The 18,511-nt window shown below is 51.2% G+C and carries 9 protein-coding genes; 2 read left to right on the forward strand and 7 right to left on the reverse strand.

Features of this window, described 5'->3' with window-relative positions; all coding sequences use genetic code 11:
• Positions 1 to 32 precede the first annotated feature (32 nt).
• From btuF to gltB (GCE9029_RS22650), 7 genes are all read right to left on the reverse strand, one after another.
• Positions 33 to 854, reverse strand: coding sequence for a vitamin B12 ABC transporter substrate-binding protein BtuF (btuF, locus tag GCE9029_RS22620; protein WP_062667189.1), 822 nt, complete (start codon positions 852 to 854; stop codon positions 33 to 35).
• The gene (locus GCE9029_RS22625) at positions 854 to 1,819 is read right to left on the reverse strand and encodes a cobalamin biosynthesis family protein (RefSeq protein ID WP_062667191.1); all 966 of its coding nucleotides are present in this window, start codon (positions 1,817 to 1,819) and stop codon (positions 854 to 856) included. Before GCE9029_RS22625 ends, btuF begins: the two co-directional genes overlap by 1 nt.
• Positions 1,819 to 2,520, reverse strand: a complete 702-nt coding sequence (gene mtnN, locus GCE9029_RS22630) for a 5'-methylthioadenosine/S-adenosylhomocysteine nucleosidase (protein ID WP_002540425.1) — start codon at positions 2,518 to 2,520, stop codon at positions 1,819 to 1,821. The genes GCE9029_RS22625 and mtnN overlap by 1 nt, the downstream gene beginning before the upstream one ends.
• 108 nt (positions 2,521 to 2,628) lie before the next feature.
• A complete protein-coding gene (locus GCE9029_RS22635) occupies positions 2,629 to 4,044 on the reverse strand; it encodes an FAD-dependent oxidoreductase (RefSeq protein WP_062667193.1) in 1,416 nt (471 codons plus the stop codon).
• 11 nt (positions 4,045 to 4,055) lie between these two features.
• Positions 4,056 to 8,522, reverse strand: coding sequence for a glutamate synthase large subunit (gene gltB / locus GCE9029_RS22640; protein WP_062667195.1), 4,467 nt, complete (start codon positions 8,520 to 8,522; stop codon positions 4,056 to 4,058).
• 449 nt (positions 8,523 to 8,971) lie between these two features.
• The gene (locus GCE9029_RS22645) at positions 8,972 to 10,441 is read right to left on the reverse strand and encodes a glutamate synthase subunit beta (protein ID WP_062667196.1); all 1,470 of its coding nucleotides are present in this window, start codon (positions 10,439 to 10,441) and stop codon (positions 8,972 to 8,974) included.
• The gene (gltB, locus tag GCE9029_RS22650) at positions 10,434 to 14,981 is read right to left on the reverse strand and encodes a glutamate synthase large subunit (RefSeq protein ID WP_062667198.1); all 4,548 of its coding nucleotides are present in this window, start codon (positions 14,979 to 14,981) and stop codon (positions 10,434 to 10,436) included. The genes GCE9029_RS22645 and gltB (GCE9029_RS22650) overlap by 8 nt, the downstream gene beginning before the upstream one ends.
• 573 nt (positions 14,982 to 15,554) lie before the next feature.
• Here gltB (GCE9029_RS22650) and mnmL point away from each other — a divergent pair.
• A complete protein-coding gene (gene mnmL, locus GCE9029_RS22655) occupies positions 15,555 to 16,481 on the forward strand; it encodes a tRNA modification radical SAM protein MnmL/YtqA (RefSeq protein ID WP_062667199.1) in 927 nt (308 codons plus the stop codon).
• A gap of 133 nt (positions 16,482 to 16,614) precedes the next feature.
• Positions 16,615 to 18,375, forward strand: a complete 1,761-nt coding sequence (locus tag GCE9029_RS22660) for a diguanylate cyclase domain-containing protein (RefSeq protein WP_062667201.1) — start codon at positions 16,615 to 16,617, stop codon at positions 18,373 to 18,375.
• The last annotated feature ends 136 nt before the right edge of the window (positions 18,376 to 18,511 follow it).

Here is an 18,511-nt window from a genome sequence, read left to right on the forward strand (position 1 = left end):
ACAGATAGGGCTTCTGCAAGCCACTATTTGAATTAGTGATCGAGATCGCCCCTTACCTTATCCATCGCGAGGCATATCTGTCTTACCGCTTTTAGTGCCCTTGGTGTTGGACGATTTAGCCAGTCTCCGGTTACTGCAAAGATAGCGTTGTTTTTTACTGCGGGGATAAAGTCCTGCCATTTTTGCCAGCCAGCCATAGGTTTCTCACGATCCGTAGGGTAAAAAATCGCTAGTGGTTTTCTCACTACAATCTGCTCCATGCTGACCTGAGGATAAGGCGCGGCGCTTTCCGCGAAGATGTTTTTGCCGCCACAGAGGGAAAACAGAGGCTGTGGCCAATGATCGCCGTTGTTCGTGAGCAACGGTGACTCACTGAGTTGGTAAAAATAGGATACCTTGGACTTTGCTGCTTGCGCTGCTTCAATGCTTGCCAACTCTTTACGCACAGCTTCAGCGCGAGCTTTGGCTAACGCTGGGTTTTCTGACCATTCGCCCAACTTTTCAATATTATCGGCAGCGTCGTAAAGAGAGTGAGGATTTGAGTAGAACACCTCAATACCAAGCCTTTCGAGCTTGGCGAGCTCTTTATCTGGATTTCCGCCTTTCCACGCCAGTACCAAATCCGGTTTAAGCGTGACGACACGTTCAATATTGATCCCGCGGTAGTTGGCTACCTGCTCAAGCTCCAATGCTGCAGGTGGGTAATCGCTGTGAGCACTGACAGCAATCAGGTTATCTCCCAGCCCCGCCTCAAACGCGAGCTCTGTGGTATGTGGAGATAGGCTAATAACGCGAAGTGGTTCGGCAAAGGATAAGGATGGAAGGAAAAGTAAAACCAGTAAAAAACGGAACATCATAATAATCCGTGGGCAAACCACATCAGGAAACTTTGGATGAGGATCCAGAGCAAGGCCTTTTGCCTCAGTTGTTGATTAAGCAGCGCCAAATGTATAGCAGAAGCGGCAACGCTTCCGCCAATACTGGGACGTGTGCACTTTTCACTGTCATAGATAGCGGGGCCACCCAGAGAAAGCTGCAGTTTGGCGCCGGAGGCGGCAAGGAGCCAGCCTGCACCGTTCACTGACCAGCTTTGTCCATGCTCACGGATTGCCGTGAGTGCAGGCTCAAAGCGGTGTCCGGCGGCAATTAAAAGCGCAAATAAGCGTGATGGCATCCAATCGAGCAAAGCAAGAAAACCTGAGGCAGCCAGTCCAAACTGGGAGAATTCCTGTCTGCGTGGTGGCCAGACCTGGGCAAGTTGCGCTGTCAGCGTATAAAGAAACGCACCGATACCACCTAAAATGGCATACCAGAACAGCACACAGACTAGACCTCGTGCATACCCAACCAACAGGGTTTCACAACTGGCTTTAGCAATGCCAACTGGAGAGAGTGAATGGGTTTCTCGGTTCAGTGTTTGTGACAACAGAGTTCTGGCCGCAGGCTTGTCGTCACGAATGAGCGCTTGCTCGACCTGCATCGCGAGCTCAGTCAGGGGCTTCCAGCTTAATGCCAGCCAAAGCAGCAGAAGGTCGAACAACCAGCCAATCCAGACAATTTGCTTTAAGGCGACTAAAAGCACGGCTAGGGTCAGCCACATCACTGTGAGTGCTAAACCGCCGGAAAGGCGTTGCTGCTCCGGAGAGTCTTCATCGTGATTGACCTTGTCGGAGATCGCTTCGGCAACACGACGCCACATGGTGACGGGGCTAATATAGGCAGGCACTGGGAAAAACCAGTGCAAAATAAGGGCTCCCCACATCGCAAGCAATGTGGTGTGGTTTAACAGTGCTTCAAACGGTGTGGAGAGCTCGGTCATTACGCTTTCAGCAACTCGACCATTTTCTCAACCATGGCGCTTGAGCTTTTCGCTGCCAGCGGCAGGAATTCATCAAACGTCATTGGCGATTCTTTATCAGCAACGTCAGAGATAGCGCGAACTACCACAAACGGTACTTTGAATTGGTGACACGCCTGAGCAATTGCTGCTGCTTCCATCTCTACTGCAATCACAGTTGGGAAGTGTTCACGGATGTAGTTTTGACGCTCAGCGGTACACACAAACGCATCACCGGTACAGATCAGACCGCGAACTGCATGTGGCGCTGGCTCCATCGCTGCCAGTGCTTGCTCTGCCACATCCATTAGTTTTGCGTCAGAGGTAAAAGTCGCTGGCTGGCCTGCCATTTGACCCATGGTGTAACCAAACGCGGTCACGTCAGCATCGTGGTAAGCCACATCGGTAGAAATCACAACGTCACCCAGATTCAGGCTGGTATCGAAACCGCCCGCAGAACCTGTGTTGATCACCGCTGTTGGTTTGAAACGCTCCAGCAGGATGGATGTGCCCACTGCCGCCGCCACTTTACCAATGCCTGATTGCAGCAGCACCACGTCTACGCCATTCAAGTCACCCGTATAAAATTTGCTGCCACCAATCTCTTGCAGTTGGCAGTTGTTGATCTTGCTTTTTAGCAGGGTTACTTCCTGCTCCATGGCACCGATAATACCGATTTTCATCTTGTTGCTCTTTGATAATCAGGGAATAACGAGAGTGTATCACGGGCGAAAATTGGGGCGAAAAAAAAGTGCCTTTGCAGGCACTTTTCTGTCGGTTTTGAAGTCGGCTTATACCTCGAGATAATCGAGAATACCTTCTGCCGCTTTACGGCCTTCATCGATAGCGGTGACTACGAGATCAGAGCCACGGACTGCATCGCCGCCCGCGAAGATTTTCTCGTTAGACGTTTGATAAGCGTAATCAGATTGCTCTGGTGCTTTGATGCGTCCCCATTGGTCGAGATCGACACCAAACGGTTCCAGCCATGCCATTTTGTGTGGTTGGAAACCAAAGGCCATGATAACGGCATCCGCGTCCAGCACGTGTTCGCTGCCTTCAACAGGTTGAGGACGGCGACGGCCGGCTTCATCCGGCTCACCCAGTTCAGTTTTCACCACTTTCACGCCGCTCACTCTGCCACTGGCGTCGAGCTCAATACCCAGCGGTTGCAGGTTGAACATAAAGTTCACCCCTTCTTCGCGCGCGTTTTTCACTTCGCGGCGGCTGCCCGGCATATTGGCTTCATCACGACGGTAAGCACAGATAACGTTTTTGGCATTTTGGCGAATCGAAGTACGAACACAGTCCATCGCTGTATCACCACCACCAAGAACAACGACTTTCTTACCCGCCATATCAATGTATTCCGGCGGATTTTCCGTCAAATCCATCACGCGGTAGGTATTGGCAATCAAAAACGGCAGGGCATCAAATACACCCGGCGCATCTTCGTTTTCCAAACCTGCACGCATGGATTTGTAAGTGCCAACGCCAAGGAACACGGCATCATACTCATCAACCAGAGACTGCAGCGCGACATCTTTACCCACTTCAGTGTTGAGTCGGAACTCGACACCCATTTCGGTAAAGACACGCTGGCGGTTACGCATCACGTCTTTTTCGAGTTTGAATGACGGAATACCGAAGGTTAGCAGGCCACCGATTTCCGGATAGCGGTCAAATACAACTGGCTTCACGCCGTTACGGACCAAGACATCTGCACAGGCAAGGCCAGCAGGGCCTGCACCAATGATGGCGACTTTCTTGTCAGTCAAAGTAACGCCTGACATGTCTGGCTTCCAGCCCATCTCGAACGCTTTGTCCGTAATGTATTTCTCAACATTACCTATGGTGACTGCGCCAAAGTCGTCGTTGAGAGTACAGGAGCCTTCACACAGTCTGTCCTGCGGACACACACGGCCGCAGACTTCCGGCAGACTGTTGGTCTGGTGCGAAAGCTCAACCGCTTCAATGATGCGTCCTTCCTGTGCAAGCTTCAGCCACTGCGGAATGTAGTTGTGCACCGGGCACTTCCACTCACAGTAAGGGTTGCCGCAGTCCAGACAGCGGTCGGCTTGCGCCGACGCCTGCTTGTGGGTGAAAGGTTCGTAGATTTCAACGAACTGGGTTTTACGTGTTTTGATCGCCTTCTTTCGAGGGTCGATACGTTGCACGTCTATAAACTGGTATACGTTCTGGCTCATAGGGTCCTCCGTTACTGCGCCTGAACACGCAGCTCCGCTGCGCTTCGGCTTTGGTGACCCAGCAGGGAACGCACGTCCGCTGATTTCGGTTTCACCAGATAGAATTTACTGATCCATTGTTCAAAGTCCGCGATTATTTCCTGAGCGCGGCTGGAGCCGGTCAGTTCGAGGTGTTGATCAATCAGACCACGGAGGTGTTCCTGATGGATAGCCAAATTGTCGAGTGACAAGGCTTCGACCAGTTCTGGGTTGACGCGACCGGCAAAGTCACCGGCTTCATCAAGCACATAAGCAAAGCCGCCTGTCATACCTGCGCCAAAGTTCACACCGGTATGGCCAAGAATCGCCACAATACCGCCTGTCATGTATTCACAGGCGTTATCGCCTGCGCCTTCGACGACAGCTTGCGCGCCAGAGTTACGCACTGCAAAACGCTCACCGGCTTTACCTGCTGCAAAGAGCTTGCCGCCCGTTGCACCGTAAAGGCAGGTGTTGCCTACGATGGTAGATGCGTGGCAATCGAATGCTGAACCAACTGGCGGCTTGATCACGATATTACCGCCTGCCATGCCTTTGCCGACATAGTCGTTGGCATCGCCGGTCAGGGTAAGGTTAACGCCACCGGCGTTCCAGACACCGAAGGACTGGCCAGCTGTACCCTGAAGGTTGATTTCAAGTGGTGATGCTGCCATGCCCTGGTTGCCATAACGTTTAGCAATGGCACCGGAGAGTGAAGCGCCCACCGAGCGGTCGGTGTTTCGGATGTCGAGATACGCGCTGGCTGAGCGGCGCTCCTCAATCGCCTTTTCAAAGGTCTCCAGCAGCTTCTGGTTAAGTTCCGCTTTATCAAACGGTGCGTTTGGCTCACTCCAGAACACGCTTTTACCCGGTTTTGGCTGCGGACTTTCCAGAATGTCTGAAAGATCCAGTTTGAGCTGTTTGGCGGTGAAACCGTCAACCGCTTCGAGCAAGTCGGTGCGGCCTATCAGGTCAGTGAGCTTCTCAACGCCAAGCTCTGCCATCAGTTCACGTACTTCTTCGCCGAGGCCTTTAAAGAAGTTCATTACCTGTTCTGGCAAGCCTTTGAAGTATTCGCGGCGAAGGGTATCGTCCTGCGTTGCTACACCGGTCGCACAGTTGTTGAGGTGACAGATACGCAGGTACTTACAACCCAGTGCAACCATCGGTGCGGTACCAAAACCGAAGCTTTCAGCCCCCAGAATAGTCGCTTTGATGATATCCAGACCGGTTTTCAGACCGCCATCAACCTGAAGGCGGATCTTGTGGCGAAGACCGTTAGTCACCAGTGCCTGCTGGGTTTCGGCAAGGCCAAGCTCCCAAGGGCTACCCGCGTATTTCACGGAAGTCAGTGGGCTTGCGCCTGTACCACCGTCATAACCTGAGATGGTAATAAGGTCCGCATAAGCTTTTGCAACACCTACTGCGATAGTTCCCACGCCTGGTTCAGAAACCAGCTTGACGGAAACCAGTGCACCAGGATTCACCTGCTTCAAATCGAAAATCAGCTGCGCCAAGTCTTCAATCGAGTAGATATCATGGTGCGGCGGCGGTGAAATCAGGGTCACACCTTGCACCGAGTGGCGAAGACGCGCGATTTCAGCCGTGACTTTATGGCCTGGTAGCTGTCCGCCTTCACCCGGCTTCGCGCCTTGTGCCACTTTAATTTGAAGCACATCAGCGTTAGTGAGGTAGTGTGGTGTCACACCGAAACGACCCGAAGCGATTTGTTTGATGCGCGAATTACGCTCTGAGTTAAAGCGACGTGGGTCTTCACCACCTTCACCTGAGTTGGAGTTACCACCCAAACGGTTCATCGCAATCGCCAGGGCTTCGTGCGCTTCTGGACTCAATGCACCAATTGACATGGCGGCCGAGTCAAAACGTTTGAAGAGTTCTGTTGCCGCTTCCACTTTCTCAAGAGAAATTGGTTTGTCGGCAGGTTTCAACGTCATCAAATCGCGCAGTGACGAGACTGGACGGCTGTTAACGGTTTCTGCGTAGGTTTTGTAGTCCATCGTTTCGCCGGAGCGAACCGCAGATTGCAGCGTGTTGACCACATCCGGGTTGTAGGCGTGGTATTCACCGCCATGGACGTATTTCAGCAAACCGCCGTGTTCGACGGGCTTACGTTTCAGCCATGCTCTGCGCGCAAGGTTGTGTAAGTCCTGCTGGAAGTCAGAAAAATCTGCGCCTTGGATGCGGCTGGCGACGCCTTTGAAGCAAAGCTCAACCACATTGTTGTTCAGGCCAACAGCTTCAAACAGCTGTGCACAGCGGTAAGAGGCCATGGTCGAAATACCCATCTTCGACATGATCTTGAACAAGCCTTTGTTGATGCCGTTTCTGAAGTTCAGCATCGCATCACCCATGGATTTCTGGATGACACCTTTCTCGACCATCTTGCCAATCGATTCGTAAGCGAGGTACGGATATACCGCTGTCGCGCCGAAACCAAGCAGCACTGCGAACTGGTGTGGGTCGCGGGCAGAGGCGGTTTCAATCACGATGTTGGCATCACAGCGAAGCTGCGCGTCGACCAAACGTTTTTGGGCTGCACCTACTGCCATTGCCGCAGGAATAGGTAATTTGTCTTTCGAAATACCGCGGTCGGACAGAACAACAAGTACAGTGCCGTCGCGAACTACGCGCTCAACCTGATCGCAGAGATCGTCAATCGCTTGCTTGAGATCTTTCTCTTTCGGATCGAAGTTGATGTCGATGATGCTGTTACGATAGTGCTCATCATCCAGCTCCAACAACTGAACCATATCTGAATACAGAAGTACCGGGCTCTTGAACGCAACACGTTGGGCGTGGCCATCAGTTTCTGAGAATACGTTCATTTCGCGGCCGATACAGGTCGCCAGCGACATCACATGATTTTCGCGCAGTGGATCGATCGGTGGGTTGGTGACCTGAGCGAACTTCTGACGGAAGTAGTCAGCGACATGTCGCTCTTTCGAAGAAAGCACTGCCATTGGGGTATCGTCACCCATGGAGCCTGTGGCTTCCTGACCGATATCACCGAGTACGCGAAGTACCTGATCCTGCTCTTCGCTGGAAACGCCAAACAGTTTCTGGAAGACATGCAGTTCATCGTCGTCCATGCCACGTTGGCCGGAAGAGTCTTCTGCTTGCAGTTCTTCAAACGGTGTTAGGCGCTTAACATTCTTATCCAGCCATTCTTTGTAAGGGTGACGGCTTTTCAGATCGTTATCGATATCGGCAGAATGCCAGATCTCACCCTCGAAGGTGTCAATAACCAGCAGCTCACCCGGTCCAACACGACCTTTTTCTGCCACTTCATCCGGGGCGTAATCCCAGATACCGACTTCGGATGCCAGCGTGATGAGCTTGTCTTTGGTCACCACATAGCGGGCGGGGCGCAGACCATTTCGGTCGAGATTACAAGCTGCATAACGTCCATCGGACATTACGATACCTGCAGGGCCATCCCACGGCTCCATGTGCATGGAGTTAAAGTCGTAGAACGCACGCAGATCCGGGTCCATGTCAGGGTGGTTTTGCCATGCAGGTGGTACCAGCATTCGCATCGCGCGGAAGAGATCCATACCGCCAGCAAGGAAAACTTCCAACATATTGTCGAGGCTGGAGCTGTCAGAGCCGGTTTCATTCACAAACGGCGCGGCCTGTTTCAGATCTGGCAGCAGAGGTGAATTGAACTTGTATGCACGGGCACGCGCCCATTGACGGTTACCTTCAATGGTATTGATTTCGCCGTTGTGGGCGAGATAACGGAAAGGCTGTGCCAGCGGCCACTTCGGGGTGGTGTTGGTTGAAAAGCGCTGGTGGAACAAGCAGATAGATGCTTCAAGGCGTAAGTCTGCCAAGTCCAAATAGAATCTTGGCAGGTCTGCTGGCATGCAGAGGCCTTTGTAAACAATGGTACGCGTTGAAAGACTGGTGATGTAGAAATCCGGGTCGTCCGCGAGTGCTTTCTCAGCGCGACGGCGGGCGATGTAGAGACGACGCTCCAAATCGCGGGCACGCCAACCTGCTGGGCCATTAATGAACACTTGCTCAATGTTCGGTACAGAGCTGGCGGCGATTTCGCCCAGCACGTCTTCGTTGGTTGGCACTTCACGCCAGCCCACGATAGAAAGGGTTTCGGCAGCGATTTCCTGTTCGAAGATCTCTTTAGCGCGCTTCGCTTTAGCAGGATCTTTACTCAGGAAAATCATACCTACACCGTAGAGTTTACTGAGGGTCCAGTTGTTCTCTTCAGCGATGATTCGGAAAAAGTTATCGGGCTTTTGAAGTAATAAGCCGCAACCATCACCGGTTTTCCCATCAGCGTTAATTGCGCCTCGGTGGGTCATCCGGTCCAGTGCGGAAATTGCGGTTCGGACAAGTTTGTGGCTGGCTTCACCCTCGGTGTGAGCGATGAGGCCAAAGCCGCAGTTGTCTTTCTCCAGCATTGGATCATACAGCGACATTGCAATTCTCCCTTGCGACTGCTCCAGGCAGTGACTGCAGTATTAATGCCTTCCTGGCACTGATACTTGGCCTTCCTCCCTTCCTGGGAGTGTGTTTATAACCAAGAAATCAGTTTCGAGTTTACGTATACCGATATGGCCTGAACATAGTTGCGTCAGGTCACATGAGTATGCGAGCCAATCAACTTATCGGTTAATGATGAAGAGGTCAAATTTCGTCACATTACATTAACTTTGCTGATTAACAGCTATATATGTCGAAAGCACCGCCTACATGCAGCATTTTATGGCGGTTTTTTTAACTCTGTCGCAGAGATTAACTTGGTCTATCTGAGTGGTTATTTATGAAAAGTTGTCAATTTTTGGTGGGTGAAGCTTTGATGCGGGTTCAAAACGAAAAAAGCCAGCCGCAGAGGGCTGGCAAAACTGGAAGATAACACTCGTTATTTTTATGCGGAGAGCATCAGTGAGTCCGCTTTGGCCTCGAGGTTGGTGCCGCCCATCAGATATGCATCGATAGAACGGGCACATTCACGGCCTTCATTGATACAACGTACAACCAGTGACTGGCCAGTACGCATATCACCTGCAGCGAATACACCTTTTTGGTTGGTCTGGAAGTCTTGCGTAGCAACATTGCCACGCTCATCCAGTGCCACATCAAGTTGTGCCAGCACACCGTGTGGTTCTGGGTGTAAGAAACCCATCGCCAGGAATGCCAGATCACATGGGATCTCACGCTCAGAGCCTGCTACTTCTTCGAAGGTTGGACGTTCGCCAGGTGCTGCGTCTTTCCATACGATGTCAGCCATGCGCAGTGCTTTCACGTTGCCGTTTTCGTCGCTGATAAACTCTTTGGTCAGAATATTCCAGTGGCGCTCACAGCCTTCTTCGTGAGAAGTCGACGTGCGAAGGATCATTGGATACTGAGGCCAAGGCATGTTCGCAGGGCGCTTCTCTGGCGGGATAGGCATGATTTCCACCTGAGTAATGCTTGCCGCACCATGACGGTTTGATGTGCCCACACAGTCAGAGCCTGTGTCACCACCACCAATAACCACAACGTGTTTGCCTTTGGCGTGGATTTCTTCGGTTTTCAGATCCATGCCGTTTGCACGGCGGTTGTTCTGACCAAGGAATTCCATCGCAAAATGCACACCTTTGAGTTCGCGGCCCGGGATTGGCAGGTTGCGTGGCACGGTAGAACCACCAGTCAGCAGTACGACATCGTAATCCTGACGGATTTGCTGAGCATTAACGTCAATGCCAACATGAGCGTTCACTTTAAACTCGATACCCGCTTCTGCCATCAGGCTGATTTTACGGTCAATTACGTCCATACCAAGCTTGAAGTCTGGAATACCAAAACGCAGCAGACCACCGACTTTTTCATCACGCTCAAACACAGTCACAGAGTGACCTGCGCTATTGAGCTGCTCAGCAGCTGCAAGGCCAGCAGGGCCAGAACCAATGATCGCCACTTTCTTGCCTGTGCGGGCAGTCGGAGTTTTCGGTTTGGCATAGCCTTCGCGGTATGCCGTTTCCACGATGGTTTTTTCAATGTTACAAATGGTGATTGGGTCCTGGTTAATCCCCAGGACACAAGAGCTTTCACATGGAGCCGGGCAAACCCGGCCAGTGAACTCTGGGAAGTTGTTGGTTGAGCTCAGAATATTCCAAGCTTCTTCCCAGCTGTCGCGGTAAACCGCATCGTTAAACTCAGGAATAATATTCCCGATTGGACAACCGTTGTGACAGAAAGGCACACCACAGTCCATACAGCGGGAGGATTGCTCATTAATTTTCTCGCCAAACTCGTCGTTCAGTACAAATTCCTTGTTGTCCTGAATACGAATGGCAGGGTCTTTTTTGGCCGGCAGTTCACGGCCAAATTCTAGAAATCCGGTTGGCTTACCCATTTACAGCCTCCACTTCTTCCTTGTTAGCGGCTTCTTCTTTGCGTTTTTGCAACACAGCTTTGTAGTCGCGCGGCATCACTTTGACGATAGACTTGAGATTCTCTTCAACGTTCGCGAGGAATGTTTCTGCAACCGTACTGTCTGTCAGTGCGTGGTGCTTGCTGATCATTTCTTTCAGCAGAGCGATATCTTCTTCATCCAGCGGATCCAAGTCCACCAGCTCAGGATTGAGCTTGGATTCGAAGTCATTGAACTGATCCCAAACGTAAGCCACACCACCACTCATACCCGCAGCGAAGTTGCGGCCAGTTTGACCCAGAACAATGGCAATACCACCGGTCATGTATTCACAGCCGTGGTCACCGATACCTTCAACAACCACTTTCGCGCCTGAGTTACGTACACAGAAACGCTCACCGGCTACACCGCGGATGAAAGATTCGCCCGAGGTTGCACCGTAGAAACAGACGTTACCGACAACGATGTTGTCTTCAGCAATGATGTCGCTCTTCGCGTCTGGGTAAAGTACCAACGTACCGCCAGACAGACCTTTACCCCAGTAGTCGTTCGCATCACCTTCAACGGTGAAGTTCACGCCTTTCGCGAGGAAGGCACCGAAGCTTTGACCTGCAGAACCTTTGAACTTCACGCTCATTGCTTCTGGCAGACCCTGGTCCTTGTACACTTTCGAAATTTCGTTCGACAGCATGGTACCTGCGCTGCGGTCGGTGTTCACAATCGCGAACTCGGCATCGACTTTACGGCCTTCTTTCAGCGCGCTGGATGCGGCTTCAATCAGGCGGCGGTCAAGCACGGCTTCCAGACCATGGTTTTGTTCGCGCTGGCAGTACATTGCATCGCCTTCACGTGGCTCTTCTTTGTAAAGAACAACGTTAAGATCCAGATTCTGGTATTTCCAGTGACCAACATCAGAGCGAACTTTCAGGTGTTGCGACTGACCAACCATCTCGTTGATAGAGCGGTAACCCAGCTCAGCCATGATTTCACGCAGACCTTCAGCCATATAGGTGAAGAAGGTGACGATGTCTTCTACACGGCCATCGAAGCGCTCACGCAGCGTCTTGTTCTGGGTAGCGATACCGACAGGACAGGTGTTGAGGTGACACTTACGCATCATGATACAGCCTTCAACAACCAGTGCCGCTGTTGCCACACCCCACTCTTCAGCACCCAAGAGGGTAGCTACTGCAAGGTCACGAGGCGTTTTCATCTGGCCATCAGACTGAACGACGATACGGTTACGCAAGCCGTTCTTCAGTAGTGTCTGGTGTGTCTCAGCCAGACCCAGCTCCCATGGCAGACCTGCGTGTTTGATTGAAGACAGTGGTGATGCACCAGTACCGCCGTCGAAGCCAGCAATGAGAACCACGTCTGCTTTTGCTTTGGCCACGCCTGAGGCGATGGTGCCGACACCCGCTTCAGAAACCAGCTTCACGTTCACACGTGCTTTGCGGTTTGCATTCTTCAGGTCATAAATCAGCTGTGCCAAATCCTCGATAGAGTAGATATCGTGGTGAGGCGGTGGCGAAATCAAGCCAACCCCTGGGGTGGAGTGACGGGTGCGACCAATCCAGTCATCAACTTTGTGACCCGGAAGCTGGCCACCTTCACCTGGCTTCGCGCCTTGTGCCATCTTGATCTGAATTTCATCAGCATTGGCAAGGTAGTAAGAAGTCACACCGAAGCGGCCAGAAGCTACCTGTTTGATAGCAGAACGTTCCCAATCACCGTTTTCTTTCTTGTCAAAACGTACTGGGTCTTCACCACCTTCACCGGAATTCGACTTAGCGCCGATACGGTTCATGGCAATCGCCAGCGTAGAGTGTGCCTCATGAGAGATAGAACCGAAGCTCATTGCACCTGTCGCGAAACGCTTCAGGATGTTCTCAACTGGCTCAACTTCTTCCAGAGGAATACTGCCCGCTGGATTTTTTACAAAGTCGAACTGGCTACGCAGAGTTGCTGCGTCATCGCCTTGGCTGTCTACTGCATGGCAGTATTCTTTAAACTGCTTTTTGTCTTTGTTGCGGGTGGAATTTTGCAACAAATGGATGGTTTCAGGGTTGAACAGGTGCTTTTCACCACGCTGTTTCCACTGATAAACACCACCGACATCCAGCATCTGGACAGGGATTTCACGCGTTGGGTAACCCAGACGGTGACGGATAAGAACTTCTTTGCCGATATCATCAATCGAGAGACCCTGAATACGGGAAACCGTGCCGGTGAAGTACTTGTCAACCACTGCTTTGCTGATACCCAGTGCTTCGAAGATCTGTGCACCATGGTAAGACTGCAGGGTTGAGATACCCATCTTCGAGAAGATTTTCAAAAGGCCAGCGTTGATCGCTTTGCGGTACTGTTCAAACAGCACATCCACATCCGCTTCTGGGTCCAGCTTCTTCTTACGCTGCAAGTCCACCAGCGTTTCGTAGACGAGGTACGGGTTAACAGCATTCGCACCATAGCCGACGAGCGTGGCAAAGTGATGGGTTTCACGCGCGTCACCGGTTTCAATCACGATGTCTGCTTTCGCACGCAGACCTTTGCGGATCAGGTGGTGGTGAACGGCGCCCACAGCCAGCATCGCAGGGATAGCGGCATGGTTAGAGTTCACTGCACGGTCAGTCAGCAGGATGATGGAGTAGCCATCAATCACGGCATCTTCAGCGTATTGACAGATGCGCTTCAGTGCGCGCTCAAGCTTGCCTGGTTCGCCGCTGGCACGGAATACGATATCCAGCGTTTTCGCCTGCAGGTGATCGTTGTCAACCGCGCGCAGTTTTTCCAGCTCAGCATTGCTCAGAACTGGCGATTCCAGCTCAACCTTACGGCAGTGCTCAGGTGATTCAATCAGCAGGTTCTGGTCTTTACCCAAATACGTTTTCAGCGACATTACCATGCGCTCACGGATTGGGTCGATTGGTGGGTTGGTAACCTGAGCAAACAGTTGCTTGAAGTAGTTAGACAGGTGCTGGGATTGGTGCGAAAGCACCGCCAGTGGCCAGTCAGCACCCATAGCGCCTAGTGCTTCTTTGCCGTCTTTCGCCATAGGAACGATGATTTCGTTCACTTCTTCAGAGGTCACACCGAATGCTTGTTGATGGTGCAATAGGCGATCTGGAGAAGGCTGGTGGTGTTTGGTATCTGCTTCTGGCAGCTTATCAATGTGCAGCAGGTTCTTCTCTACCCACTCCTGATAAGGTTGTGCAGAGGCAATTTCGTTCTTCACTTCTTCATCAGAAATGATGCGACCTTGTTCAAGGTCAGCCACGAAGATACGGCCAGGTTGTAGACGACCGCGGAAATGGATGTTTTCCGGCTCGATTTCTACCACACCAGACTCAGACGCCATGATGAGGTAATCGTCTTTGGTCACGGTATAGCGGCTAGGACGCAGGCCGTTACGGTCAAGCGTTGCACCTACTTTCACGCCATCGGTGAAACAAACTGATGCTGGGCCATCCCATGGTTCCATGATGTTTGCGTGGTATTGATAGAAAGCACGCAGTTTCGGGTCCAGCTTGGCATTTTCCTGCCATGCTTCCGGCACCATCATCATCAATACGTGTGGCAGGCTACGGCCGCTCAGCACCAGAAGTTCCAGCGCCATGTCGAAGTTCGCTGAATCCGATGCGCCTTCCTGACACACTGGCAGCAGCATTTTCAGCTCTTGGTCAGTGAACAGGTTTGATTCCAACAAGGCTTCACGCGCTTTCATCCAGTTAAGGTTACCGCGAACGGTGTTGATTTCACCATTGTGCGCGATGTAACGGAAAGGCTGAGCCAAACGCCAGCGAGGGAAAGTATTGGTCGAGAAGCGCGAGTGAACCAGCGCCAGCGCCGTCACCATTGACGGGTTCTGCAGGTCGAGGAAGTACTGAGGTACCTGCTCAGTCGTCAGCTGGCCTTTGTAAACCAGAGTCTTTGCAGAGAAAGAGTTGATATAGAAGTCGTCGCCAATGTTTGAGACGCTTTCCAGGCACACGCGTACGGTGTAGTTACGCAGTACGAACAGTTTACGCTCAAGCTCGTCAAGAGACAGGCCGACACCGCCTGTAACAAAAGCATGCTCAAACTGAGGTTCTGTGCTCAGAGGGTCTGCACCGATCATCGAGTTGTCGGTTGGCAGCACACGGTAGCCAATGACTTCGAGATCGAGGCGTTTTGCATTGCGCTCGAAGATTTCACGGCATTGCTGGCGTTTGTTCTCGTCTTTCGGGAACAGCATTACACCAACACCGTATTTGTCAGCAGCTGGCAGTTGAATACCTAGCGTACGAGTTTCTTCGAGTAAGAATTCATGGGGTTTTTGTAAAAGAATACCTGCACCGTCACCACTACATGGGTCACAGCCCTGACCGCCACGGTGTTCCATGCGGGCCAGCATATCAAGTGCCTGAGTAACAATCGCATGAGACTTTCTGTTCTTCAGGTGGGCAACGAAGCCGATACCACAGGCGTCGTGTTCCATTTCGGGCACATAAAGTCCCTCGGTGCGTAGCACTGAATCAGTCATGTTTACGTCCTTCCAGTTGACACAAATGCAGGGGGAGCATTTGTCTTCCCTTGCTGTACCTGTTGCGGGCACAGCTGAGCGGTCGCCAAGTTTGAATCAACAAAAATGTGTTAATTCGCGCAACCAAGCCCGGTTACTGTCTAAAAGCAGTAACCATCTCCTTTTGCAATCCTATGCATAAATGCTGCGCTTTCTTTAATTTGCCAGATAACCCACTAAATGGAGGCCCTGTTTGGCGAATTTTATTGCTCACAATTTGGGCGCAGCTGTAGCTATCCTACAATTTCGGAAAATTAATTACCATAAAAAGTTGCACTTCGATGGCAATGCAAACGGTTACCTTAGACTGAATTTTTATTTCAAGTGAATAAAAATTCGAATAGAGGATGATCTGGTGAATATATAGAAAAGAGGCTTGGGGCGTGACTTTTCCTCTTGTAAACAAAATGTAATTTACTTTCAGTTTGTTGATGAAAACTTAATCCAACATTGATTTGATCGAGGTTTTCTCTTTTTTTCCAATGTTAGGATCGCGCGCTTTTTTCCTTCATCCAATATTTCAGGCGGTCGGCGATGGAACTTCATCAACTGGTGAATACCTTTGGTCAGGATTTACAACGCAGGTATGGCGAAAAAGTTCACAAACTTACTCTGCATGGCGGGTTTAGCTGTCCCAACCGGGATGGAACGCTGGGAAGAGGAGGGTGTACCTTCTGTAACGTGGCCTCGTTTGCTGACGAAACTGCGCAGCAACTTTCTGTGACCAAGCAGCTATCTCAGCGGGCAACAGAAGTACACCGCGCCAAGCGCTACCTTGCTTATTTCCAGGCATACACCAGCACTTATGCGGAAGTGGAAAAACTAAAAGCCATGTATGAAGAAGCGTTGAAAAGTGCAGATATCGTTGGCCTGTGTGTGGGGACACGTCCAGACTGCGTACCTGATGCGGTTCTGGATCTGCTCGCCCATTACAAAGATCAGGGGTTTGAGATTTGGCTGGAGTTAGGTCTGCAGACCGCTAATGACAGCACGTTGAAACGTATCAATCGTGGTCACGACTTTGCTTGTTATGACGCGGTGACCAGAAAAGCACGTTTGTTGGGCCTCAACGTTTGTACCCACCTGATTGTTGGCTTGCCTGGAGATACCAAAACTGACCATCTCAGCACCATTGAGCAAGTAGTTGATACAGGCACAGACGGTATAAAGCTGCATCCCCTTCATATTGTAGAAGGCTCTGTGATGGCAAAAGCTTGGCGGGCGGGACGCCTTGATGCCATCTCACTTGAAGATTACGTGGACAGTGCCGCAGAGATGATTTTACGCACCCCGGCGGAGGTGGTTTACCACCGTGTTTCAGCTAACGCGAGAAAACCAACGTTACTGGCGCCAGAATGGTGTGAAAACCGTTGGCTCGCGATGACAGACATTGCCCGCGTGCTGAGTATGAAAGGTGCTCAGGGCAGTCTCACAGGAAGACCTTTTCATTTCCCACAATAATGTGACCAACGTTTGATACCTCGCAAAATAAATGAGGGCTATTCGTTTTCTTTCATATCCGTATGGCAAGATGAAGCGTGATGTTTATTCAAAAAAATTGCTTCTTCAAGGATGACGGGCAAAAGGTGGAAGGATGATTGAGTGGTTACCATTAGCCGCGTTGGTGCTATTGGTAGGTTTTTTGATGGGAATGGTGTGGGTATCTTATCGACGTGTGATGTCGATGAAAACTTGGCAACTTTACCTGGCGAATCTTCACTCCCCTAAAGCGATAATCAACCATAAAGACGGTAGCATTTTATATGCGAACCGCAGCTTCGTGCGTCTTTTTAACGTCGAAGCGAGTGGGCACAAATTTCATATTCGCGGTGAGCGGGAACAACAGACTTTTGAGGCTCTGCTGGCATCACGTTGTTGGCCACATCCCTTTGTGGAAATGACGGGAGACTTTCGCGCCGTTTCTGATCACCGTACGCCAAGGCATGCACGTTTCTCAGGGCTTCCTGTTTGGTGCGGTGGTCAACGAGTCTGGATTGTCTCGCTGGAGCCTAAATCAGAAGCTGTCTACAGCGAGCCCTTCGCCGACAATGACAGCCAGATTTTCCGAAGTGTCATCAACTCCCTTTCTGAACTCGTTTGTTTTCAGGATAAAGAAGGCCGCATTGTCGGCTCCAATCTGGCTTATGACAGATTCTGGAAAGGTCGTGAGCAGGAGGGCCTGATTTTCTCAACTGATGAGAACGCACGGGGTCGACGAACGCAGCAAAGCTGGACGACGAACCCAAATGGCGACAGCTGCTTGCTTGAGTCCAACCAAACGGTATTGCTGGATGATGAGAACCACGTCTTCGGTACGTTAAGCATCAGCCATGACGTGACCAACTGGCATATGATGCGACAGTCGTTGGAACAGGAAATTGAGGCTCGTCAGGAAGTTGAACAGCAACTGAAAAAGCACAGCAATGTGCTTACTTCTATTTTCAAAGCCAGTGTCGATCCGATTGGTATTTACAATAAAGATTACGAATTCCTGGGTGGGAACGCCGCATTTGCTGAAGCCATGGGTGCACAGCATGATGAACTGGAAGGCGAAAATGCAGAAGATCTGATGGAGCCTGAAGTGCTGGCACAACATCGCAAGATTGACGTGCCTGTGCTTGAAAGTGGCGACACGGTGAAATATGAAGATCTGGTGATGAAGCGCGATGGTTCGATGGTCTGGTATGAGCTGACCAAGACCCAGTTCCGTGACCCAACGGATGAGACCATTGGTGTGTTGGTGATAGCCCGCGACGTCACAGAGCGCAAAGCTACTCAGCAACAACTGGCAGATGCCATCATGGAGCTTGAAGAGCTGAGCTTTGTAGATGGCCTCACCAAGGTGGCAAACCGACGCAGCTTTGACGAGCAATTGGTGAAAATGTGGCACTCTCACATTCGTGAGCAAGAGCCGCTTTCACTGATCTTCTGCGATATTGATTACTTTAAGCCGTATAACGACAACTATGGTCATCAGCAGGGTGATGAAGCGCTGCGCAGCGTGGCTGATGTATTCCAACGTGTTATCAGGCGTCCGCTGGACGCTGTGGCTCGTTATGGTGGCGAAGAGTTCGCGATTCTTCTGCCCAACACTACGGAAGAAGGTGCTGTTGTTGTGGCGCAGAATATTGCTGACGAATTGAAAGCAGCCGATCTTCCCCATGCATATTCAAAAGTCGCTGACAGACTGACCTTAAGTCAGGGTATAGCCACTCTGTATCCCGTTGCGGGTCAGGATTATGGTGATTTGGTCTCTTTGGCCGATCGCGCGCTATACGGTGCTAAGCATGCAGGCAGAAACCGTGTGGTAACCAGTCAGTCAATGAAACAGGCCAAGCTATCGGCGAATGCCTGATCTTTCCAATTAAATTGGCTGTGGGCGCAGGTAATGCGCCCCTTTTTCTTTAGCTTCTCCGTCCCCAGCGTTATTATTTTCCCATGCTGACTCAAGGCTTATTCAGCCTCTCCCTATTTATGTTGATCTGGACGTT

Source organism: Grimontia celer (assembly GCF_900055185.1).
GTDB classification, from domain to species: Bacteria; Pseudomonadota; Gammaproteobacteria; order Enterobacterales; family Vibrionaceae; genus Enterovibrio; species Enterovibrio celer.

Coding starts and splice junctions, on each gene's coding strand:
- btuF (WP_062667189.1), bottom strand. CDS start 854: ATGTTCCGTTTTTTACTGGTTTTACTTTTCCTTCCATCCTTATCCTTT.
- gltB (WP_062667195.1), bottom strand. CDS start 8,522: ATGTCGCTGTATGATCCAATGCTGGAGAAAGACAACTGCGGCTTTGGC.
- GCE9029_RS22660 (WP_062667201.1), top strand. CDS start 16,615: ATGATTGAGTGGTTACCATTAGCCGCGTTGGTGCTATTGGTAGGTTTT.
- mnmL (WP_062667199.1), top strand. CDS start 15,555: ATGGAACTTCATCAACTGGTGAATACCTTTGGTCAGGATTTACAACGC.
- GCE9029_RS22635 (WP_062667193.1), bottom strand. CDS start 4,044: ATGAGCCAGAACGTATACCAGTTTATAGACGTGCAACGTATCGACCCT.
- GCE9029_RS22625 (WP_062667191.1), bottom strand. CDS start 1,819: ATGACCGAGCTCTCCACACCGTTTGAAGCACTGTTAAACCACACCACA.
- GCE9029_RS22645 (WP_062667196.1), bottom strand. CDS start 10,441: ATGGGTAAGCCAACCGGATTTCTAGAATTTGGCCGTGAACTGCCGGCC.
- mtnN (WP_002540425.1), bottom strand. CDS start 2,520: ATGAAAATCGGTATTATCGGTGCCATGGAGCAGGAAGTAACCCTGCTA.
- gltB (WP_062667198.1), bottom strand. CDS start 14,981: ATGACTGATTCAGTGCTACGCACCGAGGGACTTTATGTGCCCGAAATG.